The 25,826-nt window shown below is 76.8% G+C and carries 2 protein-coding genes; both read right to left on the reverse strand.

Going from position 1 to position 25,826, the window contains the following annotated elements; all coding sequences use genetic code 11:
* Window positions 1-2: 2 nt before the first annotated feature.
* Window positions 3-11,195 (reverse strand): type I polyketide synthase, encoded by an 11,193-nt coding sequence (locus ACLQ22_RS22235; RefSeq protein WP_425694009.1) that lies wholly within the window; start codon window positions 11,193-11,195, stop codon window positions 3-5.
* Window positions 11,196-11,236: 41 nt separating this feature from the next.
* A complete protein-coding gene (locus ACLQ22_RS22240; RefSeq protein ID WP_425694010.1) occupies window positions 11,237-25,804 on the reverse strand; it encodes a type I polyketide synthase in 14,568 nt (4,855 codons plus the stop codon).
* Window positions 25,805-25,826 lie beyond the last annotated feature (22 nt).

Genomic DNA, 25,826 nt, shown 5'->3' on the forward strand with positions numbered 1-25,826 from the left:
GGTCACGACGTCTCCAGCTCGCGGTCGATCAGGTCGAAGATGTTCTCGGCGGTGGCCGACTCCAGGTCGTCGTCGCCGTCCGCGTCCGCCTGCCGCTCGGTCAGCCGGTCCAGCAGGCCGTGCAGCCGGTCGGTGATGCGGCGGAACTCGTCGTCGGTCGGGTCGAGCCCGACGAGCGCCGCCTCCAGCCGGTCGAGTTCCCGGCCCGCCGTCGACGGCTCGCCCGCCGGGCTCGCCGGGGCGAACTGCCCGGCCAGGTGGGCGGCGAGCGCCTCGGGCGTCGGGTTGTCGAAGACCAGCGTCGCCGGCAGCCGCAGCCCGGTGGTCGCGCCGAGCCGGTTGCGCAGCTCGACGGCGGTGAGCGAGTCGAAGCCGAGTTCCCGGAACGCGCGGGTCGGCTCGATGCCGCCCGGGTCGCCGTGGCCGAGGACGACCGCCACGTGCGACAGCACCAGGTCGCGCAGGGCGCGTACCCGCTTGTCGTCGGGCAGGGCGCGCAGCGTCTCGGCGTACGCCTGCCCGTCGGCGGCCTCGCCGGCCGCGGCCCGGCGGCCGGCGGCGCGGACCAGGTTCGCCAGCAGCGGGTGGACGGGCGCCTCGGGCGCCGCCACCCCGGTCATGATCTTGGCGGGCATCAGCGTCGCCCGCTCGGAGCGCCAGGCCGCGTCGAACAGGGCGAGGCCCTCGTCGTTGGACAGCGCCGCCATGCCGCCCCGGTCGAGCCGGCGGATGTCGGCCGAGTCGAGGTGCCCCGTCATGCCGCTGGCCTGGGCCCAGCGGCCCCAGGCCAGCGCGACCGCCGGCAGGCCGAGGGCCCGCCGGTGCTCGGCGAGGGCGTCGAGGAACGCGTTGCCGGCGGCGTAGTTGCCCTGGCCGGGGCCGCCGAACACGCCGGCGGCGGCGGAGAAGAGCACGAACGCGGTCAGCTCGTGGCCGAGGGTCGCCCGGTGCAGGTTCCAGGCCACGTCGACCTTGGGCCGCAGCACCGCGTCGAGGCGGTCCGGGGTGAGCGACTCGACGGTGGCGTCGTCGAGGACGCCGGCGGCGTGCACGACGGCGCGCAGCGGGTGCCGCCGGTCCACCATGGACAGCACGTCCGCCACGGCGTCCGGGTCGGCCAGGTCGGCGGCGACGATCGACACGTCCGCGCCGAGCGCCTTGAGGTCGGCGAGCAGCTCGTCGGCGCCCTCGGCGTCCGGGCCGCGCCGGCTGACCAGGAGCAGCTGCCGGGCGTGGTGCGCGGTGACCAGGTGGCGGCAGAGCAGCGCCCCGAGGGTGCCGGTCGCCCCGGAGACCAGGACCGTGCCGTCGAGCCGGGGCACCTGCGGGACGCTCAGGGCGAGCTTGCCGACGTGCCGGGCCTGGCTGAGGAAGCGGAACGCCTCGGGGGCGCGCCGGACGTCCCAGGTGCGCCGGGGCAGCGGCCGCAGCGCCCCGCCGGCGAAGAGGGCCATCAGCTCGCCCAGCATCGCGCCGATCTTCTCCGGGCCGGCCTCGATGAGGTCGAAGACCTGGTAGCTCACGCCGGGGTGCGCGGCGGCGACCCGCTCCGGGTCCCGCTTGTCGGTCTTGCCCATCTCGACGAACCGGCCGCCGTCGGCGAGCAGCCGCAGCGACGCGTCGACGTACTCGCCGCTGAGCGCGTTGAGCACCACGTCGACGCCCCGCCCGCCGGTGCGGTGGGAGAACTCCCCGGCGAAGTCGAGGCTGCGGGAGGAGGCGAGGTGCGCGTCGTCGAAGCCGGTGGCGCGCAGCGCCGGCCACTTGCCGGGGCTGGCCGTGCCGTAGACCTCCGCGCCGAGGTGGCGGGCGATCTGCACGGCGGCCATGCCGACGCCGCCGGCCGCCGCGTGGACGAGCACGGACTCCCCGGCGCGCAGCCGGGCCAGCTCGACCAGGCCGTACCAGGCGGTCAGGAAGACCACGGGCACGGCGGCGGCGTCGGTGTACGACCAGCCGTCGGGGATGCGGGTGAGCAGCCGGCGGTCGGTGACCGCGGCCGAGGAGAACGAGCCGGAGAAGATGCCCATCACCCGGTCGCCGGGGGCGAGGTCGGTGACCCCCGGCCCGACGCCGAGCACCACGCCGGCGCCCTCGTTGCCCAGCACCTCCTGGTCGGGCACCATGCCGAGGGCCAGCACCACGTCCCGGAAGTTCAGCCCGGAGGCGCGCATCCCGACCAGGACGTGGCCCGCCGGCAGTTCCCCGCTGGCTCCGGGGGCGGGCAGCAGGGCCAGGTTCTCCAGCGTGCCCTTCTCGGTGACGTCGAGGCGCCACGGCACCTCGTCGGCGGGCAGCGGCAGCACCCCGGCGTCGCGCGCCCGGGCCAGCCGGGGCACCAGCGGCGCGCCGTCGCGGACCGCGAGCTGCGGCTCGCCGGAGGCGACGGCCGACGGGACCGCCGCCAGGGAGGCGGCGGAGTCGTCGGTGTCGAGCAGCGTGAACCGGCCGGGGTGCTCGGACTGCGCCGAGCGCACCAGGCCCCACAGGCTCGCCCGGGCCAGGTCGCGGGGGGCCTCGCCCGGGGCGGCGCCGACCGCCCCCCGGGTGTGCAGGACCAGCCGGGACCGCTCCAGCCGGGGCTCGCCCAACCACTGCTGCACCAGCGCGAGCGCGTCGCGGGCCGCGTCGTGTGCGGCCTCGCCGGCCCGCTCCGGGTCCGCCTCCGCGCCGGAGCGCAGGTCCAGCACCACATCGGGTACGTCCCCGGCCTCCCCTGCCTCGGCGACCAGCGCGGACAGGTCGGCGTGGGCCCGCACCTGGTGCCCGGCGGCGGTGAGCGCTCCGGTGAGGCCGAGGGTGTCGTCGCCGAGCAGCGCCCAGCGGACCGGCTCCCCCGCCGGCGCGTCGGTGCTCGGCAGCGGCGTCCAGTCCAGGTGGAACACGGAGGTGCGGCGCAGGGCGGCGGCCTCGTCGGCCCGGCCCGCGGCGACCGGGCGGAAGGTCAGCGACTCGACGGTGGCGACCGGCTGGCCGGCGGTGTCGGCGAGCGTGACCGCGACCGTGTCCGGGCCGAGTGACCGCAGTCGCGCCCGCAGCCGGGTGGCGCCGTGGGCGTGCAGGGCGACCGCGCGGAAGGCGAACGGCATCCAGCCCGTCCCGGAGGCGTCCGCCGGGTCGCCGAGCAGGGCGGTGAGCCCGCTGGCCTGGAGGGCCGCGTCGAACAGGGCCGGGTGCAGCCCGAACCGGGACGCGTCGGCGGCCGCCTCCTCGGGGAGGGCCACCTCGGCGTAGACCTCGTCGTCGCCGCGCCACACCCGGCGCAGGCCGCGGAAGGCGGGGCCGTAGCCGATGCCGCCCTCGGCCATCTCGGCGTACCAGGCGTCCAGGTCGGCGTCGACCTCGACGGCGTCGGCCGGCGGCCACTGCCCCGGTACGACCGTCGGGGCGGGCAGCTGCGGCAGCAGCAGGCCCTCGGCGTGCCGGGTCCACTCGGCGTCGGCGTCCTCCTCGGGGCGGGAGTGCACGGTGACGCTCCGCTCGCCGGTGTCACCGGGCGGGCCCACCCGCACCTGCACCTGCACCGCGCCGGCCGCCGGGAGCACCAGCGGGTTGATCAGCGTCAGGTCGCCCACCTGTCCGGCGTCGACCTCGTCACCGGCCCGGACCACCATGTCGACGAGGCCGGTGCCGGGGACGATCACCGTCCCGCCGACGGCGTGGTCGGCCAGCCACGGGTGGGTACGCACCGACAGCCGCCCGGTCAGCACCACCGTCTGGTCGTCGGCGACGGGCACGGCCGCGCTGAGCAGCGGGTGGTCGGTGTCCTGGAGGCCGGCGGAACCGACGTCGCGTACCCGGTGCGCGGGCGCCTCCAGCCAGAAGCGTCCCCGCTCGAAGGCGTACGTGGGCAGCGCGACGGTGCCGGTCCGGGCCAGGACGGCCGTCAGGTCGACGGGCAGGCCGATCGCGTGCGCGGTGGCGAGGTTGGTCAGCAGCCGCGTCGCGTCGTCGTCACCCCGCCGCAGGCTGCCCAGGGTGTGCCCGGTCGCGCCGGTGTCGTCGAGGATCGCCGTGACCGGCATCGTCAGCACCGGATGCGGGCTGATCTCCACGAACGTGGTGTGACCCGCCTCGATGGCGACGCGGACGGCCGGGTCGAACCGCACGGTCTGGCGCAGGTTGTCGTACCAGTAGTCCGCCGTCATCGACGCCGGGTCGACCCAGTCACCGGTGAGCGTGGAGACGAGCCGGACGTGCCCCTGTCGGGGGGTGATGTCGGCCAGGTCGGCGCGCAACCGCTCCGCGACCTCCTGCACCGCCGCCGAGTGCGACGCGTAGTCCACCGGGATCAGCCGCGCCCGCACCCCGTCGGCCTGGCAGGACTCCACCAGGGCGGCGACCGGCTGCGGCGGACCCGACACCACCACGGTGGAGGGGCCATTGACTGCCGCGACACCCACGCCCGGGAACTCCCCCAGACGCTCGGTGACGGCGTCGGCGGAGAGGTCGATCGACGCCATGGTGCCGGTGCCGCGCAGCACCGTCAGCGCCCGCGACCGCAACGCCACGGCCTTCGCCGCGTCCTCCAGGGACAGGATGCCGGCCACGCACGCGGCACCGATCTCGCCCTGCGAGTGGCCGACCACCGCAGCCGGAACAACTCCCGCGTGCTGCCACACCGCGGCGAGGGCCATGCCCACGGCCCACAGCACCGGCTGCACGACCTCGACCCGCGCCAACCACGACTCGTCCTCGCCCGTCAACACCGAGACCAGGTCCACGTCCAGGTACGGCGCCAGCGCCCGCTGGCACTCCGCAAGGCGTGCGTCGAACACCGGCGTACGACCCACCAGGCCGGCCGCCATCCGCGCCGACTGCGCACCCTGACCCGGGAACACGAACACCGGGCCCGCGCCGTGCGACAAGGCCGCGCCGGCGACCACGTTGCCGGCCGGCGACCCCGACGCCAGGGCGTCGAGCCCCGCCAGCAGGTCCTCGACGGTCGACCCGACCACCGCGGCCCGCTGGTCGAACACCGACCGGGTCGTGGCCAGGGACCAGCCCACCGCCGCCGGATCCACCTCGCCGCGCCCGCGCACGTACTCCGCCAGCCGGGCCGCCTGACCCGCGAGGGCGCGCTTCGAGCGCGCCGACACCGGCCACACCACGACGTCCGACGCGACCAGGCCCGGCCCGGACACCGTCGGGGCCACCGCCTCCGGCTCGTCGGGCAGCTCGATGATGACGTGGGCGTTCGTGCCGGACATGCCGAACGACGACACCGCCGCCCGACGCGGCCGGTCCACCGCCGGCCACGGCCGCGACTCGATCGCCAGTTCGACGGCGCCGGAGGTCCAGTCGATGTGCGGGGACGGCTCGTCCACGTGCAGCGTCGCCGGCACCATGCCGTGCCGCATCGCCAGCACCATCTTGATCACACCCGCCACGCCGGAGGCGGCCTGCGTGTGCCCGATGTTCGACTTGATCGAGCCGAGCAGCAGCGGCTCGTGCCCGTCGCGGCCCTGCCCGTAGGTGGCGAGCAGCGCCTGCGCCTCGATCGGGTCGCCCAGCGTCGTGCCCGTGCCGTGCGCCTCGACCACGTCCACGTCCGCCGTGCCCAGTCGGGCACCCGCGAGGGCGTGCCGGATCACCCGCTGCTGGGAGGGGCCGTTCGGCGCGGTCAGGCCGTTGGACGCGCCGTCCTGGTTGACCGCGCTGCCCCGCACGATCGCGAGGACCTTGTGGCCGTTGCGCCGGGCGTCCGACAGCCGCTCCACGAGCAGCACGCCGACGCCCTCGCCCCAGCCCGTGCCGTCGGCGGCCGCCGCGAACGCCTTGCAGCGGCCGTCGGCGGCCAGGCCGCGCTGCCGGGAGAACTCGAAGAAGGTGCCGGGGGTGGCCATGACCGTGACGCCGCCGGCGAGGGCGAGGTCGCACTCGCCGCGCCGCAGCGACTGCACCGCCAGGTGCAACGCCACGAGCGACGACGAACACGCCGTGTCCACCGACACCGCCGGCCCCTCCAACCCCAACGCGTACGCCACCCGACCCGACACCACACTGGCGGCGTTGCCCGTGGCCCCGAACCCTTCGGCCTGCTCCCCCGCAGCCATGAGCAGGGCCCCATAGTCCTGACCATTCGTGCCCACGAACACCCCTGTTCGCGAACCCCGAAGAACCCCAGGCTCAACCCCTGCCCGCTCGACCGCCTCCCACGAGACCTCCAGCAGCAACCGCTGCTGCGGGTCCATGGCCGCCGCCTCGCGGGGCGAGATCCCGAAGAAGCCCGGGTCGAACTCCGCCGCCCCGTGCAGGAAGCCGCCCTTGTCGGCGTAGGTGGTGCCGGGGTTGGCCGGGTCGGGGTCGTAGAGCCGGTCGAGGTCCCAGCCCCGGTCGGTCGGGAAGTCGCCGATGGCGTCCGCACCGTCGGCGACGAGGCGCCACAGCCGCTCGGGGTCGTCGACGCCGCCGGGGTAGCGGCAGGCCATGGCGACGATGGCCACCGGCTCGTCGTCGTCGACGGCGGCCGGGGCGGCGACGTGGGCCGGCCCGGCGTCGGCGTCGGCGTCGAAGAGGCCGGCGAGCAGGAGCCGGGCCAGCACGATCGGGGTGGGGTGGTCGAAGACCAGGGTGGTGGGCAGCGCCTGCCCGGTGGCGGCGACGAGCCGGTTACGCAGCTCCACGGCGGTCAGCGAGTCGAAGCCGAGGTCACGGAACGCGGTGGTCGCCGGGATGGCCGCGGCCCCGCCGTCGTGGCCGAGCACGTCGGCGGCGAGTTCCCGGACCAGGTCGGCGACGGCCTCCTCACGCCGCGCCGGGGCCAGCCCGGCGAGGCGCCGGCGCAGGGTCGCCGCCGGGCCCTCGTCGCCGTCGTCGACCGCGACGCCGCCGTCGAGGGCGGCCCGCGCCTCCGGTACGCCCTCCAGCAGCGGCCGGCGGCGGGCGGAGGCGTACGCGGGGGCGAACCGGGACCAGTCCACGTCGGCCACCGTCACGGTGACGTCGTCGTGGTCGAGGGCCTGCTGCAACGCGCCCATGGCCACGGTCGGGTCCATCGCGGGCAGGCCCCGGCGGCGCAGGTTCCGCTCGGCGTCGGCCGCGTGCATGCCGCCGTCGGACCAGGGTCCCCAGGCGATGGCGGTGCCGGCCCGGCCCTCGGCCCGCCGCCGCTGCACCAGCGCGTCGAGGTAGGCGTTGCCGGCCGCGTACCCGGCCTGCCCGCCGCTGCCCCAGGTGGCGGCGATGGACGAGTAGACGACGAAGGCGTCCAGTTCCCGGTCGGCGAGGAGGTCGGCGAGGTGGGCGGCGCCGGCGGTCTTGCCGACGGTCACCTCGGCCAGCTCGGCGGGGGTGACCTCCGCCAGCGGGGTGGCCTGCGCGATGCCGGCGGTGTGCAGGACGGTACGCACCGGCGGGCCGTCGGCCTCGATCCGGTCGAGCAGCTCGGCGAGGGCGGCCCGGTCGGCGATGTCGCAGGCGGCGACGGTGACCCGGGCCCCGAGGCCGGTCAGCTCGGCCTCCAGCTCGGCGGCGCCGGGGGCGTCGGGTCCACGCCGGCTGACCAGCACGACGTGTTCGGCTCCGGCGGCGGCGAGCCAGCGGGCGGCACGGGCACCGAGTCCGCCGGTGCCGCCGGTGATCAGGGCGGTGCCGGTGGGCGTGAACCGGCGCGCCGGCGGGCGGTCGCCGAGGGCGGCACGGACGAGGCGGCGGGCGAAGACGCCGGGGCCGCGTACCGCGAGCTGGTCCTCGCCCGTCGATCCGGTGAGGATCGCGGCGAGCCGGGTGGCGGCCCGGTCGTCGGGCTCCGGCGGCAGGTCGACCAGGCCGCCCCAGCGGTGCGGTGCCTCGACGCCGACCACCCGGCCGAGGCCCCAGATCGCGGCCTGCGCCGGATCGGTGAGCCGGTCGTACGAGGCGGCGGCGACCGCGCCCCGGGTGACCAGCCACAGCGGCGCGTCCAGGCTGGCGTCGCCGAGCGCCTGCACGAGCGCGAGGGTGGCGGTCAGGCCGGGCAGGACGGCGCCGTCGGCGGCGGGCGGCTCCGCGGCGAGCAGGGAGACGACGCCGGCGGGGTCGGTGCCGGCGAGGGACGCCGCGAGGCCGGCCCGGTCGGCGTCCGGCTCGACGGTCAGCGGCAGCACGTCGGCGCCGGCGCCGGTCAGCGCGGCCCGGACGGTCCGCGCCGTCGGGTCGTCGGCGGCGTCGGCGGGCAGGGCCAGCAGCCAGGTGCCGGCCAGCCGGGCGGGGGTGGGTTCGCCGGTCACCTGCCAGTCGGCCCGGTAGCGCCAGCCGTCGAGCACCGAGTGTTCCTGCCGCTGCCGCCGCCAGTCGGCGAGGACGGGCAGCAGGGTACGCAGCGACTCGGCGGCGGCGGAGTCGGTGACGGCGAGGGTGTCCCGCAGCGCGTCGAGGTCGGCGCGTTCGACGGCCGCCCAGAACCGCCGGTCGAGCGCGCCGGTCCCGCCGGCGGTGGTCTCGTCGGCGGGCGCCTCGGCCGGCACCCAGTAGTGCTGCCGCTCGAACGGGTAGGTGGGCAGGCCGACGAGCCGGCCGGGCCGGTCGGCGAAAAGGTCCGCCCAGCGCACCGGGGTGCCGGCGACGTGGAGCTGGGCGAGGGCGGCGAGCAGGGCGCGGCGGTCCGGGCGGTCCCGGCGCAGCACCGGCACCACCACGGCGGGGGCGGCGTCGCCGGCCTCGGCCCCGGCGAGGGTCTGCTCGATGCTGGCGGTGAGGACGGCGTCGGGGCCGACCTCCACGAAGGTGCCGACGCCGTGGGCGCGCAGGGTGCGTACGCCGTCGGCGAAGCGGACCGCCTCCCGGACATGGCGCACCCAGTAACCGGGGTCGGTGAGCTGCGCCGCGTCGGCCAGCTCGCCGGTCAGGTTGGACACCACCGGCAGGGTGGGGGCGCGCAGGTCGAGGCCGGCGGCGACGGCGGCGAACTCGGCGAGCATCGGCTCCATCAGCGGGCTGTGGAAGGCGTGGCTGACCCGCAGCCGCCGCACCTTCACCCCCCGGCCGGTCCAGAGTTCGGCCAGCTCGTCGATGGAAGCGCCGTCGCCGGAGACGACGACGGCGCCGGGGCCGTTGACGGCGGCGACAGCGACGCGGTCGGTCAGCGCGGCGATCGACTCGGCGACGCGGGCCTCGTCGGCGGCGACGGCGAGCATCGCGCCGCCGGCGGGCAGCGCCTGCATGAGCCGGCCCCGGGCGGCGACGAGGGCGCAGGCGTCGTCGAGGGTGAGCACGCCGGCGACGTGGGCGGCGGTCAGCTCGCCGACGGAGTGCCCGGCGACCATGTCGGGGGCCAGTCCCCAGGAGCCGAGCAGCCGGTGCAGCGCCACCTCGACGGCGAACAGGGCGGCCTGGGTGAAGACGGTCTGGTCGAGCAGCGCGGCCTCGTCGGTGCCGGGCTCGGCGTGCAGCAGCGGCTTCAGCGGGCGGGGCAGCCGGTGGTCGAGGTGGGCGCAGACCTCGTCGAGGGCCTCGGCGAAGACCGGGTACGTCTCGGACAGTTCCCGGCCGGCGCCGGCGCGCTGGGCGCCCTGGCCGGAGAAGAGGAACGCGACCCCGCCGCGTTCGGCGGCGGCGCCGGTGACCAGGCCGGGGGCGGGCCGGTCCTCGGCGAGGGCGTGCAGGGCGGCGAGCAGCCCGTCACGATCGTCGGCGAGGACGACCGCCCGGTGTTCCAGGGGCGAGCGGGAGACCACCGAGGTCCAGGCGACGTCGGCCGGGCGCAGGTCCGCGTCGTCGGCGACGTACCGCGACCAGCGCTCGGCCTGGCGGCGCAGCGCGGTGCGGGTGCGGCCGGTGAGCAGCACCGGCGCGGGCGCGGGCGCCTCCGGCCGGTCGGCCTCGGCGCGGGCCGGCTCGGGCTGTTCGAGGATGAGGTGGGTGTTGGTGCCGCTCATGCCGAAGGAGGACACGGCGGCGCGGCGCGGCCGGTCCACGGCCGGCCACGGCGTGGCCTCGGTGAGCAGGGTGACCGCGCCGGCGGCCCAGTCCACGTGCGGGGTGGGCTCGTCGACGTGCAGGGTGGCCGGCACGATCCCGTGCCGCATCGCCTCCACCATCTTGATCACCCCGGCGATGCCGGCGGCGGCCTGGGTGTGGCCGATGTTGGACTTGATGGAGCCGAGCAGCAGCGGCGCGGCGTCGCCGCGCTCCCGGCCGTACGTGGCGAGCAGGGCCTGGGCCTCGATCGGGTCGCCGAGGGTGGTGCCGGTGCCGTGCGCCTCCACGACGTCGACCAGGTCGGGGGTGAGCTTCGCGCCGGCCAGGGCCTGCCGGATGACCCGCTGCTGGGACGGGCCGTTGGGGGCGGTGAGCCCGTTGGACGCGCCGTCCTGGTTCACCGCGGAGCTGCGGATGATCCCGACCACGGGGTGGCCGTTGCGGCGGGCGTCGCTGAGCCGTTCCAGCAGCAGCATGCCGACGCCCTCGGACCAGCCGGTGCCGTCGGCGGACGCGGCGAACGACTTGCACCGGCCGTCGGCGGCGAGGCCGCGCTGCCGGGAGAACTCGACGAACGGGCCGGGGGTGGCCAGCACGGTCGCCCCGCCGGCCAGGGCGAGCCCGCACTCGCGCTGGCGCAGCGCCTGGCAGGCGAGGTGGATGGCGACCGACGCCGACGAGCAGGCGGTGTCCACGGTGACCGTGGGGCCCTCCAGCCCGAACGTGTACGCCAGCCGGCCGGAGACCACGCTGGCGGCGGTGCCGGTCAGCACGTAGCCCTCGACGCCGGGAGCCCGGTGCAGCACGGCGGCGTAGTCCTGGCCGGAGGTGCCGACGAAGACGCCGGAGCGGCTGCCGCGCAGCGACAGCGGGGCGATGCCGGCCCGCTCGAACAGCTCCCAGGTGACCTCCAGCAGCAGCCGCTGCTGCGGGTCCATGGCGACCGCCTCGCGCGGCGAGATGCCGAACAGCGCGGCGTCGAACTGCCCCGCGTCGTGCAGGAACCCGCCGGAGGTGGTGTACGAGGTGCCGGCGTTGTCCGGGTCGGCGTGGTAGAGCCGCTCCAGGTCCCAGCCCCGGTCGGTGGGGAAGTCGCCGATGGCGTCCCCGCCGGACGAGACGAACTCCCACAGCTGTTCGGGCGAGGTGATGCCGCCCGGGTAGCGGCAGCTCATCGCCACGATCGCCACCGGCTCAGACTCCTCGGCGGTGACCTCGCGCAGCCGTTGGCGGGTCTGCTGAAGTTCGGCGACGACCCGCGTCAGGTACTCGCGCAGCCGCTCTTCGTCCGCCATGACATCTCGCTTTCTCGTGACACCACAGGTCCCCGGGCGGCTCAGGAGAGCCCGAGGTCCTGGTCGATGAGGTCGAACAGCTCCTGGTTGCTGGCCACCCGCAGCCGGTCCGCCACCTCGGCGGTCTCCTCCCGGCGTTCCTCGTCGGTGCCGAGCCGCTCGAGCAGGCTGTGCAGCCGCATCGTGATGCGCACCCGACCGATGTCGTCCGGGTCGCGCAGCGCGAGGGCGCTCTCCAACTGGTCCAGCTCCGCGAGCGTCGGCAGCGCCTCCACCGACGCCTCGCTGAGCAGTTCGGCCCGCAGGTGTTCGGCCAGCGCCTGCGGGGTCGGGTAGTCGAACACCACCGAGCTGGGCAGGCTCAGCCCGGTCGACCGGGCCAGCCGGCCCCGCAGCTCCACGGCGGTGAGCGAGTCGAAGCCGAGGTCCCGGAAGGGCCGGCCGGCCTCCACCGCGTACGGGCTGTCGTGGCCGATGACCTCGCCCGCGGCGGTGCGGATGAGGTCCACCAGCAGCCGCGCCTGTTCGGCCTGCGACAGCTCGCCGAGCCGCTTGCGCAGTTCGCCGGCGACCTGGTCGCCGTCCTCGGCGTCGGCCCGCGCCGCCGCGGCCTGGGCGGCCACCTCGGCGATCTCGCTGATCAGCGGCCGGGGCCGGGCGGAGGCGAACACCGGCGCGAAGCGGTCCCAGTCGATGTCGGCGACGGTGAGGGCGGTGTCGTCGCCGTCGAGGCCGGCGCGCAGGGCGGCCATCGCCGGTTCCCGGTCCAGCAGGGACACCCCGCGCCGGCTCATCGCCGCCGCGTGCGCGTCGGTCACCATGCCGCCGCCGGCCCACGGTCCCCAGTTCACCGAGAGGTGCCGGGGACCCCCGGCCGGCCGGGACTGCGCCCAGGCGTCCAGGAAGGCGTTGCCGGCGGCGTACGCCCCGTGGTCGCCGACGCCCCAGACGGCGGCGATGGAGGAGAAGTGCACGACGAGGTCGAGCGGCTCCGGGTCGAGGAACTCGTCCAGGTGGCGGGCGCCGGCGATCTTGCCGGAGACGACGTCGGCGAGTTCCTCCCCGGTCACCGCGGCGACCGGGTTGAGCCGGCCCACCCCGGCGGCGTGCACCACCGCGTGCACGGTCTCGCCGTCGGCGCGCAGGGAGCGCACCAGGTCCGCGACCGCGTCCCGGTCGGCCAGGTCGCAGGCCAGCACCCGCGCCTGGGCGCCGAGGGCGGCCAGGTCCGCCACCGCCTCGTCGGCCCCGGGGGCCGCCGCGCCGCGCCGGCTGACCAGCAGCAGTCGCCGCGCGCCGTGCCGGGCGAACCAGCCGGCGGCGTACCGGCCGACGGCGCCGGTGCCGCCGGTGACCAGGACGGTCTCCGGCGCCTGCCAGTCGGCCGGCGCCTCGGCGCGGGGCGCGCGGGCCAGCCGGCGCAGGTACGTCCCGGAGTCGCGCACCGCGAGCTGGTCCTCGTGCCCGGCGGCGGTGAGCGCCGCCAGGACGTGCTCGGCGGCGGCCGGGGTCAGGGTCGCGGGCAGGTCCAGCAGGCCACCGAAGTGCCGGGGGTGTTCCAGCGCGGTCACCAGGCCGAGGCCCCACGTGGTGGCCTGGGCGGGGCGGGCGACGGGGTCGCCGTCGCCGGTGGCGACGGCCTGCCGGGTGAGCAGCCACAGCGGCACCGGGGGCAGGGCGTCCGTGACCGCCTGCACCAGGGCGAGGTTCGCGGTCAGGCCCAGGGGCACGGCGGGCCGGTCGGGCTGCGGTCGCTCGTCGAGGGCGAGCAGCGACACGATCCGGGTCGGCGCGGCGCCGGCCAGCTGCGCGGCGAGCGCCGTGCGGTCGGTCGTGGCCGGGTCGACGACGAGCTGCCACACGGTGCCGCCCCGGGCGGTGACGAGCTCGGCGAGCCGGTCGACGACCGGCTGGTCCGTGCCGCTGTGGACCAGGGTCCACGTGCCGTCGACGGCGCCTGCGGCGAGCGTCTGCGGACGCCAGGTGATCCGGTACCGCCAGCCGCCGGCGAGGGAGTCCTCCTGCTGCTGGTGCCGCCACCGGGCCAGGTCCGGCAGCAGCTCCCGCAGCGGCCGGTCCGCGTCGAGGCCGAGCCGGCCGGCGAGCGCGTCGCCGTCGCCCGACGCCACGGCCCGCCAGAACGCCGAGTCGACGTCGTCGTGGGTGGTGGCGGTGGTGTCCGCCGTCGCCGCCGCCGCGAGGGTCGGCCAGAACCGCTGGTGGTCGAACGCGTACGTGGGCAGGTCCACGGGGCCGGCGCCGGGCAGCAGCCGCGACCAGCGTACGGCCACGCCCTGGCAGTGCAGTCGGGCCACCGCGCCGAGCAGGGTGGCCACCTCGTCCTGGCCGGGCCGCTGCACGCCGGTCACGGTGACCGGGGCGTCCGCCGGCAGCGCGTCGGCGGTCAGGGCGGTCAGCACGGTGTCCGGCCCGATCTCCAGGAACCGGGTCACCCCGTTGGCGTGCAGGTGGGTGACGGTGTCGGCGAAGCGGACCGCCTCGCGGACGTGCCGGACCCAGTAGTCGGGGGTGCAGAGCTGGCCGGCGTCGATCACCGCGCCGGTCAGGTTCGACACCAGCGGCACCGTCGGCGGGGCGTACGACAGGGTCGCCGCCACGGCCTCGAAGTCGGCGAGCATCGGCTCCATCAGCGGGCTGTGGAAGGCGTGGCTGACCCGCAGCCGCTTGGTGCGCACCCCGAGGCCGGCGAAGTGGGCCGCCAGCCCGGTCAGCGCGTCCTCCGCGCCGGCGACGACGACGGCGGCCGGCCCGTTCACGGCGGCGACGGCGACCCGGCCCTGCGTGTCGGTCAGCGCCCGCAGCACGTCGACCTCGGGCGCGGCGACGGCGAGCATCCCGCCACCGGAGGGCAGGGCCTGCATCAGCCGGCCCCGGTTGCCGACGAGCGCGCAGGCGTCGGCCAGGTCGAGCACCCCGGCCACGTGGGCCGCGCTGATCTCCCCGACGGAGTGCCCGGCCACGAAGTCGGGCCGGATCCCCCAGTGCTCCAGCAGCCGGAACAGCGCCACCTCGACGGCGAAGAGCCCGGCCTGGGTGAAGGCCGTCTGGTCGAGCAGATCGGCCTCGGCGGTGCCCGGCTCGGCGAACAGCACCGGCCGCAGCGGCCGCGGCAGGTACGCGTCCAGGTGCTGGCACGCCTCGTCGACCGCGGCGGCGAAGAGCGGGAACGTCTCGTACAGGCGACGGCCCATCCCGGCGTGCTGGGCGCCCTGGCCGGAGAAGAGCGCCGCCAGCGCGCCGCCCGGCTCGGCGACGCCCCGGGTGAGTACGGAGTGGTCCTGCCCGGCGGCGAGGGCCCGCAGGCCGGCGAGGGCCGCGTCGGCGTCCGCAGCGAGCAGCACCGCGCGGTGCCGCAGCGGGGACCGTCCGGTGGCCAGTCCCCGGGCCACGTCGGCGGCGGGCGTCGCGGTGTGCGGCAGCCAGTCGGCCAGCCGTGCCGCCTGCGCCCGCAGGCTGTCGGCGGTGTCGGCCGAGACGACCCAGGGCAGCACCGGCGGCCCGTCGGCCGGCCGGGGCGTGCCGGTGTCGGCCGGCGCGGCGGCGGGGGCCTGTTCGAGGATGACGTGCACGTTGGTGCCGCTGACCCCGAACGACGACACGCCGGCCCGGCGGGGCCGGTCCACCTCCGGCCACGGCTGTGCCTCGGTCAGCAGCGCGACCGCGCCCGCCGACCAATCCACGTGCGGCGAGGGCTCGTCCACGTGCAGGGTGGGCGGCAGCAGGTCGTGCTGGAGCGCCAGCACCATCTTGATCACGCCGGAGACGCCGGCGGCGGCCTGGGTGTGGCCGATGTTCGACTTGACCGAGCCGAGCCAGAGCGGCCGGTCGGCGGGCCGGTCCCGCCCGTACGTGGCCAGCAGCGCCTGCGCCTCGATGGGGTCGCCGAGCCGGGTGCCGGTGCCGTGCCCGTCGACGGCGTCCACGTCGGTGGCGGTCAGCCGCGCGTTGGCCAGCGCCTGGCTGATCACCCGCTCCTGCGCGGGTCCGTTGGGCGCGGTCAGTCCGTTGCTGGCGCCGTCCTGGTTCATCGCCGAGCCGCGCACGACGGCCAGGATCCGCCGGCCGTCGCGCTGGGCGTCGGAGAGCCGCTGCAACATCAGCAGGCCCACGCCCTCGCCCCAGCCGGTGCCGTCGGCGGCCCCGGCGAACGACTTGCACCGGCCGTCGAGGGCCAGCCCCCGCTGCCGGGCGAACTCCAGGAACGGCCCGGGGGTGGCCATCACCGTCACGCCGCCGGCGACCGCGACGTCGCACTCGCCCTGCCGCAGGGACTGGCAGGCCAGGTGCAGCGCCACCAGCGACGACGAGCAGGCGGTGTCGACGCTGACGGCGGGGCCCTGCAACCCGAAGTGGTACGCGAGCCGACCGCTGATGACGGCGGCGACGTTGCCGGTGGCCTGGTAGCCCTCGGTCTCGACCCGGGCGGCCATCAGCAGCGTCGCGTAGTCCTGGCCGTTGGTGCCGACGAAGACGCCGGTGTTGGTCTCCCGCATGTCGGCCGGCGCGGTGCCGGACCGCTCGAACAGCTCCCAGGCGCTCTCCAGCAGCACCCGCTGCTGCGGGTCCATCACCATCGCCTCGCGCGGGGAGATGCCGAACAGGGCGGCGTCGAAGCCGGCGGCGTCGGTGAGGAAGCCGCCCTCCCGGACGTACGAGGTGCCGGGCCGGTCGGGATCGGGGTGGTAGATCGCCTCCAGGTCCCAGCCCCGGTCGGTCGGGAACTCCGCGATCCCGTCCCGGCCCTCGGCGACCAGCCGCCACAGGTCCTCGGGACCGGCGACGCCGCCGGGGTAGCGGCAGCTCATCGAGACGATGGCGATCGGCTCGTCCAGCGCGGTGGCGGCCCGCACGGGCGCGGTCGCCGGGGTGTCGTCGCCGGTGAGCCGGGTCGCCAGGTGCTCGGCGAGGGCTTCGGGCGTCGGGCGGTCGAAGACCAGGGTCGCCGGCAGGTTCAGCCCCACCGCCTCGGCGAGCCGGTTGCGCATCTCGACGGCGCTGAGCGAGTCGAAGCCGATCTCCCGGAACGACCGGTCCGCCGCCAACGCCTGCGGCGAGGACAGGCGCAGCACCGCCGCCGCGTGGACCCGTACGAGGTCGAGCAGGACGCGGCGCCGTTCCGGTGCGGCGAGTCCGGCCAGCCGGCCGCGCAGGGGCGAGGCCGCGTCGGTCGGGTCGTCGTCGCGCTGCCCGGCGGCGAGCAGCCGGGCCACCTCCGGGACGTCGGCGATCAGCGGCCGGGGACGGGCCAGCGTGTAGGTCTGGAGGAACCGGTCCCAGGCGATGTCCGCCACGGTGAGCGTGGTGTCGCCGTGGTCGAGGGCCTCGGCCAGGACGGAGATCGCGAGGTCGGGACGCATGGCCCGTACGCCCGAGCGGAACATCTGGTCGGCGGCGCCCTCGGCGTCGACCATGCCGCCGCCGTCCCAGGCGCCCCAGGCGATGGCGGTCGCGGCCCGGCCGCGCCGTCGCCGGTCCTCGGCGAGCGCGTCGAGGAAGGCGTTGGCCGCGGCGTAGCCGCCCTGGTGCCCGCCACCCCAGACGCCGGCCCCGGAGGAGAAGAGCACGAACGCCGACAGGTCGTCGCCGCACACCTCGTCGAGGTTGACCGCGCCGGCCACCTTGGCCCGCAGGGCGTCCGCGAGTTCGGCCACGTCGGTGGCCGCGACCGGCCCGGCGTGGGCGACCCCAGCGGTGTGGAACACGGCCCCGACGCGGGTGCCCTGCCCGGCGAGCCGCTCGACGAGGGCCCGCATGGCATCGCGGTCGGCGACGTCGCAGGCGGCCACGGCGACGGTGGCGCCGGCGGCGCGCAGTTCGTCCGCCAGCTCGTCCGCGCCGGGCGTGGCAGGGCCCTGGCGACCGGTCAGCACCAGCTCGCCGACGCCCTCGCGGGCCAGCCAGCGCGCCACCTGGGCCCCGATCGACCCGAGGCCGCCGGTGACCAGGACGGCGCCGCTCGCGGGACGCCAGTCGCCGGTCGCCGTCCGGTCGGTGCGGGCCCGGACCAGTCGCCGGGCGAACACCCCGGAGGGGCGCAGCGCCAGCTGGTCCTCGGCGTCGACGCCGGCCAGCACCGCCACGAGCCGGGCCCGGTCCCGCGGGTCCGGCTCGGTGGGCAGGTCCACGAGGCCGCCCCAGCGGTCCGGGTGCTCCAGGGCGACCACCCGGCCGAGCCCCCAGAGCATCGCCTGGCGGGGCCGGTCGAGCGGGTCGGCCCGGCCGGTGGAGACCGCGCCGGCGGTGGCGCACCACAGCGGGGCGGTGACACCGGCGTCGCCGAGGGCCTGGACCAGGGCGTACGTGCCGGCGAGACCCGCCGGCACCACCGGGTGGGTCGGGTGCGGCGCGTCGTCCAGGCCGAGCAGGGAGAGCACGCCGGCGACGGCTGCGGGGGCGACGCCGGTACGGGCCAGCCGGTCGGCCAGCGCCTGCCGGTCCGGGTCCGTCACGTCGATCCGGACGACCTCGGCCCCGCCCTCGGTGAGGGCCCGGGCGGCGGCGTCGACCAGGGGATGCTCGGCGCCGGCCGCCGGCACCAGCAGCAGCCAGGCGCCGGAGAGGGTGGCCTCCGGCGCGACGGTGACCGGCTTCCAGGTCACCCGGTACCGCCACGAGTCCACCGTGGACTCGTCGCGGCGGCGGCGGCGCCACGAGGAGAGCAGCGGCAGCGCGGGGTCGAGGGACCGGGCCGCCGTCTCGTCGATCCGCATCGCGGCGGCCAACGCCTGCGGGTCGGCGCGCTCCACGGCCTCCCAGAAGTGCCGGTCCGTCTCGTCGGAACCGGCGAGGGCGGGGCCGGTCGCCACCGGTGCCTGCGGCCAGTAGCGCTGACGCTGGAAGGCGTACGTCGGCAGCTGCACCGGCGGGCCGGTGCGGGCGCCCAGGATCGCCGTCCAGTCCACGGGCACGCCGTGGACGTGCAGCCCGGCGAGGACGGTCAGCATCCGGAGCCAACCGCCGGCGTCGGTGTCGGCGGCGGCCACCACGACGGCGTCGGCGGCGGCGTGCGCGATCGCCCGCATCCCGGCGGCGAGCACGGGCTCGGGGGCGGCCTCGACGAGGATCTGGTGGCCCTCGTCGAGCAGGGCGCGTACGACCGGGTCGGCGTCGAGGCCGTCGGCCAGTCCCCGGTACCAGCGGGCGACGTCGAGGCCGTCGGTGTCGACCCGCCCGCCGGTCGCCGCCGAGTACAGCGGCAGCTCGGCTGCCCGGAGGGTGATCCCGGCCAGCACGTCCGGGTCGGCCTCGGCCGGGCTGGCGAGGGCGATCGTCCTCGCCGCGTCCGCCAGCGACAGCGCGCCGGCCACGCAGGCGGCCGCGACCTCGCCGTGGGCGTGTCCGACCACGGCGGCGGGCCGGACGCCGAGCGAACGCCACCAGCGGGCCAGCGAGACCGCCACGGCCCACCGGACGGGGTGCGTCACGCCAGGGTCGGCCGGGGTCGGGGCGCCGTCCGCGCCGCGCAGCACGGCGGTGAGCGACCAGTCCACGTGGGGTGCGAGGGCCGCCTCGCACTCGGCGATCGCGGCGGCGAACTCCGGCGAGCGGTCCAGCAGCTCGACCGCCGTGGCGGGCCACGGGTCGCCGTGGCCGGGGAAGACGAGGACCGGGTCGCCGCCGCGCAGCGCGGTGCCGGTGACCGTGGCGGGGGTGTCCTCGCCGAGGTGGAACGACTCCAGTGCCCGCGTCAGGCCGACGGTGTCGCGGCCGAGGACGACGGCGCGGTGTCCGAAGGCGGCCCGGGTGGTGACCAGGGCGTGCGCGACGTCGGCCGGTTCCAGCTCCGGGTGCGCCGCCAGGTGCGCGCCCAGCCGGGCCGCCTGGTCGCGCAGCGCCGGGGCGTCCACGGCGGAGAGCACCAGGGGTACGACGCCGGCGCGCGGACGGTCGGCGGCGCGTCCGTCGACCGCCTCGGCGGGCGGCTGCTCGATGATCACGTGCGCGTTCGTGCCGGAGATCCCGAACGACGACACCGCCGCCCGACGCGGCCGGCCCACCTGCGGCCACGGGGTCGCCTCGGTCGCGAGGGCCACCGCCCCGGCCGACCAGTCCACGTGCGGGGACGCCTCGTCCACGTGCAGCGTCGGCGGCACCAGGCCGTGCCGCATCGCCAGCACCATCTTGATCACGCCGGCCACACCGGCGGCGGCCTGGGTGTGCCCGATGTTCGACTTCACCGACCCCAACAGCAGCGGCCGGTCCTGCGGACGCTCCTGCCCGTACGTCGCCAGCAGCGCCTGCGCCTCGATCGGGTCGCCGAGGGTGGTGCCGGTGCCGTGCGCTTCGACGGCGTCCACGTCGGCCGGGGTCAGGCGGGCGTTCGCGAGCGCCTGCCGGATCACCCGCTGCTGCGAGGGGCCGTTCGGGGCGGTCAGGCCGTTCGACGCGCCGTCCTGGTTCACGGCCGTACCGCGCAGGACGGCGTGGATCCGCCGACCCTCCCGCTGGGCGTCGGAGAGCCGCTGCACGAGCAGCACGCCGACGCCCTCGGACCAGCCCGTCCCGTCGGCCGAGGCGGCGAACGACTTGCAGCGGCCGTCGGCCGACAGGCCCCGCTGCCGCGAGAACTCGATGAACGTCCCCGGCGTCGCCATCACCGTCACACCGCCGGCCAACGCCAGATCACACTCGCCGCTGCGCAACGCCTGCGCGGCGAGGTGCAGCGCCACCAGCGACGACGAGCAGGCGGTGTCGACGGTGACCGCCGGCCCCTCCAGGCCGAACGTGTACGCGACCCGACCGGACAGCACGCTGCCCGAGTTGCCGGTGCCGACGTAGCCCTCGACCTCGTCGGCCAGCTCCATCAGCTGCGAGGCGTAGTCGTGGTACATGACCCCGGCGAAGACGCCGGTCCGGCTGCCCCGCAGCCGCTGCGGATCGAGACCGGCCGACTCGAACGTCTCCCACGACGCCTCCAGCAGCAGCCGCTGCTGCGGATCCATCGCCAGGGCCTCACGCGGCGAGATCCCGAAGAACCCGGGGTCGAACTCGGCGGCACCGTAGAGGAAACCACCGTGCCGGGTGTACGACGTGCCGGGGTGGTCGGGGTCGGGGTCGAACAGGCTCTCCAGGTCCCAGCCGCGGTCGGTGGGGAACTCCCCGATGCCCTCGCCGCCGGCGGCCAGCAGCGCCCAGAGCTGATCGGGCGTCTCGACGCCTCCCGGGTAGCGGCAGGCCATGCCCACGATGGCGAGCGGCTCGTCGGCCCGGGTCGTGGTCCGCGCGCCCGGCGCGGCGGGGCCGCTGGCGGCGCCGGCCAGTTCGGCGTGCACGTGTGCGGCGAGCGCCTGCGGCGTCGGGTAGTCGAAGACCAGCGTCGAGGGCAGCCGCAGGCCGGTGGCCGCGTTGACGCGGTTGCGCAGGTCCACGGCGGTCAGCGAGTCGAAGCCCAGCTCGCGGAAGGCCCGGTCGGCCGGCACGGCCTCGGCGCCGCCGTGCCCGAGCACCTGCGCGACGAGGCCGCGCACCAGCACGTCGATCTGGGCGCGCGCCTCGTCGGCGGCGAGGCCGCTGATGCGGGTCGCCCAGGTGGTGCCCTGTCCCGCCTGGCGGCGGGTCGCGGTCGTGCCGACCAGGGCGCGGAGCATCGGCGGCACCAGGCCGGCGCCGGCCGCGGCCCGGAGGGCGGCCAGGTCGATCACGGCCGGCACCAGGGCGGGGCGGTCGGCGGTCAGCGCCGCGTCGAACAGCCGCAGTCCGGTCTCGGCGCTCATCGCGGTGACGCCGCCCCGGGTCGATCGCGCCCGGTCCGCCTCGTCGAGGGACGCCGCCATGCCGGGGGTGTCCCACATGCCCCACGCCAGGCTGACGGCCGGCAGGCCGAGCTGCCGCCGGTACATCGCAAGCCCGTCGAGGAAGGCGTTGCCCGCCGCGTACGCCGACTGACCCGGCGAACCGAGCACACCCGCCACCGACGAGAACGCCACGAACAGATCCAGATCCAGCGACGCCGTCGCCTCGTGCAACAGCCAACCCGCCGACACCTTCGGCGCCAACACCGCACCGAGCCGCTCAGCGGTCAGCCCCTCCACCACACCGTCGTCCAGGACACCGGCGGTGTGCACCACACCCGCCAGCCGGCCCTCGGCTGCGATCTCGGCAACCAGCGCGCCGACCTGGTCCCGGTCGGTCACGTCACACGCGACCACCCGCACCGACGCACCCAACGCCGACAGCCGCTGCGACAGCTCGCCCGCACCGGCGGCCTCCGGGCCACGCCGAGAGACGAGCGCCAGCGACCGCACCCCGTGCACCGACACCAGATGCTCCGCCACCAGCGCACCCAGCGCACCCGTGCCACCGGTGACCAGCACCGTGCCGTCGCCCACGGCGGGCGTCTCTGCCGCCGAGGGGGCGAGCGCGCGCACCAGACGCGGCACGAACACCCCGCCGGAGCGCACCGCGACCTGACCGCCGAACGCCACCGGCTCGTCCGCCACCGCAGCCAGCACACCCAACATACGGGCGTCCACGTCACCGTCGACGTCCGCCAGGACGATGCGACCCGGGTGCTCCGACTGCGCCGAGCGCAGCAGACCCCACACCGCCGCACCGGCCAGGTCGGAAACCCGGTCCCCGGCGCCCACCGACACCGCGCCCCGCGTCAGCACCACCAACCGTGACTCCGCCAGCGCGTCCGCCGCCAGCCAGGACTGGACGACTGCCAGCACGTGCGACGTCGCCGCGCGTACCGCCTCGGGGTCGTTGTCGTGGCCGGCGTCCGCCGCGCCCGCGTTGTCGAGCCGCTGCGCGCCGCCCGCCGGCACCAGCAGCAGGCGCGGCGGCACGTCCGACGCCGCGGTCACCGCCTCGACGTCGGCGTACGCCGGCAGGTCGACGGCGGCCGGCGAGCCCACCAGCGCCCACCCGGAGGCCTCGCCGGTCGGGGTGACCTCCTGGGCCTGCCACGAGACCTCGAACAACGACCGGGCCGCCTCGCCCGGGGACGACACCCCGGTCAGCTCCCGCAGCGCCAGCGAGTCCACCGACACCACGGCCGCGCCCGACTCGTCGCACGCGACCAGCCGCACCGCCGAACCCGCGCGCGTCAGCCGCACCCGCAGCACCCGCGCGCCCGCGGCGTGCACCTGCACGCCCTCGAACGCGAACGGCACCCGCGGTCCGCCCGACTCCTCCGAGCCGGGCAGCAGCCCGATCGGGTGCAGGGCCGCGTCCAGCAACGCCGGGTGCACGCCGAACCCCGCCGCGTCGCCCGCCACCTCGTCTGGCAACGCGACCTCGGCGAACACCTCGTCGCCGCCGGCCCACACCCGGCGCAGCCCCCGGAACACCGGCCCGTACGCCAGGCCGCGCTCCGCCAGCGCCGGATACCAACCCGCCAGGTCCACCTCGGACGCGCCGGCCGGCGGCCACTCCCCCACGCCCGGCTCGTCGGCCGACGCCGGCTCCAGCACGCCCTCCGCGTGCCGGACCCACTCCGGGTCGACGGCCTCCTCCGGCTGGGAGTGCACGGTCACCGACCGGGTGCCGGACTCGTCGGCCGCGCCGACGCGCACCTGCACCCGCACCGCGCCGCCCTCCGGCAGCACCAGCGGCGCGGCCACGGTCAACTCCCGCACCCGCGACGCGCCCACCTCGTCGCCCGCCCGCACCGCCAGCTCGACCAGGGCGGCGCCCGGCACGATCACCACGCCGGAGACCGAGTGGTCGGCGAGCCACACGTGCGTCGACGTGGACAGGCGGCCGGTCAGCACCACTATGTCCTCGCCGGCCACGGAGACGGCCGCGCCGAGCAGCGGGTGCCCGGCCGCCCCGAGGCCCGCCCCGGAGACGTCCGTCCACCGGCCCGCCGGCTCCAGCCAGAAGCGCTGGTGCTGGAACGCGTACGTCGGCAGGTCCAGGTGCCGGCCGCCGGCCCGGTCGAGCAGGTCCGCCCAGCCGACGGTCAGGCCGTGCACGTGCAGCAGCGCGAGGGCCTCCAGGAGGGCCTGCGGCTCGGACCGGTCGTGGCGCGACACCGGGGCCAGCAGGGGCTCGGTCTCGTCCTCCGCCCGCTCGGCGAGGCAGTTCTGCGCCATGGCGGTCAGGACGCCGTTCGGCCCCACCTCCAGGTAGGTGTCGACCTCCTCGGCGCGCAGGCAGTCGACGGCGTCGGCGAAGCGCACCGTGCCGCGTACGTGCCGCACCCAGTAGCCCGGGTCGCAGAGCTGGTCGGCGTCGGCGATCCGGCCGGTCAGGTTCGACACCACCGGGATCGTCGGCGGCCGGTACGTCAGCCCTTCGGCGACGGCCGCGAACTCGGCGAGCATCGGGTCCATCCGCGCGCTGTGGAAGGCGTGGCTGACCCGCAGCCGGCGGGTCTGCACACCCCGCTCGGACCACACCCGCTGCACCTCGTCGAGGGCCTCGACGTCGCCCGCCACCACCACGGCGGCGGGACCGTTCACGGCGGCCACGTCGAGCCGGCCGGTCAGCCCCGCCAGTGAGGCGGCCACCGCGGCCTCGTCGGCAGCCACGGCGAGCATGCCGCCGCCCGCCGGCAGGGCCTGCATGAGCCGGCCGCGCGCCGCGACCAGCGCGCACGCGTCGGCCAGGGACAGCACCCCCGCCACGTGCGCCGCCGCGATCTCGCCGATGGAGTGCCCGGCCACCAGGTCCGGCGCGACCCCGAGCGACTCGACGAGGCGGAACAGCGCCACCTCGACGGCGAAGAGCCCCGCCTGGGTGAAGACCGTCTGGTCCAGCAGCTCCGCCTCGGGCGTGCCCGCCGCGGCGAACAGCACCTCGCGCAGCGCGCGCGGCAGCAGCGGGTCGAGGTGCCCGCACACCTCGTCGAGGGCGGCGGCGAAGACCGGGAAGGTCACGTACAGCTCGCGGCCCATGCCGGCGCGCTGCGCGCCCTGACCGGAGAAGAGGAAAGCCACCCGGCCGCGCGGGGCGGAGGCCCCGGTGGTCACGGTGCCGGTCGGCTCGCCGGCGGCGAGGGCCCGCAGCCCGGCGAGCAGGTCGTCCGCGTCGCCGGCCAGCACGACCGCGCGGTGCTCGAGCCCGGCGCGGCTGACCGAGGAGAGCGCGACGTCCACCGGGCGGACGGCGTCGACGCGGGCGAGGTGGTCGGCCCAGCGCCCGGCCTGCCCGGCGAGCGCCTCGGGCGTACGGGCGGAGAGGAACACCGGGGCGAGCGGGAGCGTCAGCGGGGCGTCGGCGACGGGCGCGGCCCCGTCCGTGGACGGGGCGTCGTCGACGGGCGCCTCCTCCAGGATGACGTGCGCGTTCGTACCGCTGATGCCGAACGACGACACGGCGGCCCGGCGCGGCCGGTCGGTGGCCGACCACGGGCGTGCCTCGGTCAGCAGCGAGACCTGCCCGGCGGACCAGTCGATGTGCGGGGACGGCTCGTCGACGTGCAGGGTGGCGGGCATGGTGCGGTGCCGGATCGCCTCGATCATCTTGATCAGGCCGGCGGCGCCCGCGGCGGCCTGGGTGTGCCCCAGGTTCGACTTGACCGAGCCCAGCCAGAGCGGCCCGCCGTCGCCCCGGTCCTGCCCGTACGTGGCCAGCAGCGCCTGCGCCTCGATCGGGTCGCCCAGCGTGGTGCCGGTGCCGTGCGCCTCCACCACGTCGACGTCGGCCGGCGAGAGCCGGGCGTTCGCGAGGGCCTGCCGGATCACCCGCTCCTGCGACGGGCCGTTGGGCGCGGTGAGCCCGCTGCTGGCGCCGTCCTGGTTGACGGCGCTGCCCCGGACCACGGCGAGCACGCGCCGGCCGTCGCGGCGGGCGTCGGAGAGCCGCTGCAGCAGCAGCACGCCGACGCCCTCGGACCAGCCGGTGCCGTCGGCGGCGGCGGCGAACGACTTGCACCGGCCGTCCGAGGCGAGGCCCCGCTGGCGGGAGAAGTCGGCAAAGGTGCCCGGGGTGGACATCACCGTCACGCCGCCGGCGAGCGCGAAGTCGCAGTCGCGCTGGCGCAGCGCCTGTGTGGCCAGGTGCACGGCGACCAGCGACGACGAGCACGCCGTGTCCACCGTGACCGCCGGGCCCTCCAGCCCGAAGGTGTACGCCACCCGCCCCGACACGACGCTGCCGGAGTTGCCGGTGCCGATGTAGCCCTCGACGCCCTCGGGCAGGTCCAGCACCCGCGACGCGTAGTCGTGGTACATCACCCCGGCGAAGACGCCGGTCCGGCTGCCGCGCAGCCGCTGCGGGTCGATGCCGGCGTGTTCGAACGCCTCCCAGGAGGTCTCCAGCAGCAGCCGCTGGTGGGGGTCCATCGCCAGGGCCTCGCGGGGGCTGATGCCGAAGAAGCCCGGGTCGAACTGCGGCGCGTCGTAGAGGAAGCCGCCCTGGTTGCTGGTCGACGTGCCCGGGTTGTCCGGGTCGACGTGGAAGAGCCGCTCCAGGTCCCAGCCCCGGTCGGTCGGGAAGTCGCCCACCCCGTCGCCGCCCCGGTCGACGAGGTCCCACAGCTCCGCCGGGCTGGAGACGCCGCCCGGGAACCGGCACGCCATCCCGATGACGGCCATCGGCTCGCGGTCCTTGGCCTCCACCTCGCGCACCCGCCGGCGCGCGTCGCGCAGGTCGGCAGTCGCACGCCGGAGGTAGTCGAGGAACTCTGCCTCAGTGGGCATCGGGCCACTCCGTATCGGGGTT

This window comes from Micromonospora sp. DT178 (assembly GCF_049841695.1).
Classification (GTDB): Bacteria; Actinomycetota; Actinomycetes; order Mycobacteriales; family Micromonosporaceae; genus Micromonospora.

Coding starts and splice junctions, on each gene's coding strand:
- ACLQ22_RS22235 (WP_425694009.1), bottom strand. CDS start 11,195: ATGGCGGACGAAGAGCGGCTGCGCGAGTACCTGACGCGGGTCGTCGCC.
- ACLQ22_RS22240 (WP_425694010.1), bottom strand. CDS start 25,804: ATGCCCACTGAGGCAGAGTTCCTCGACTACCTCCGGCGTGCGACTGCC.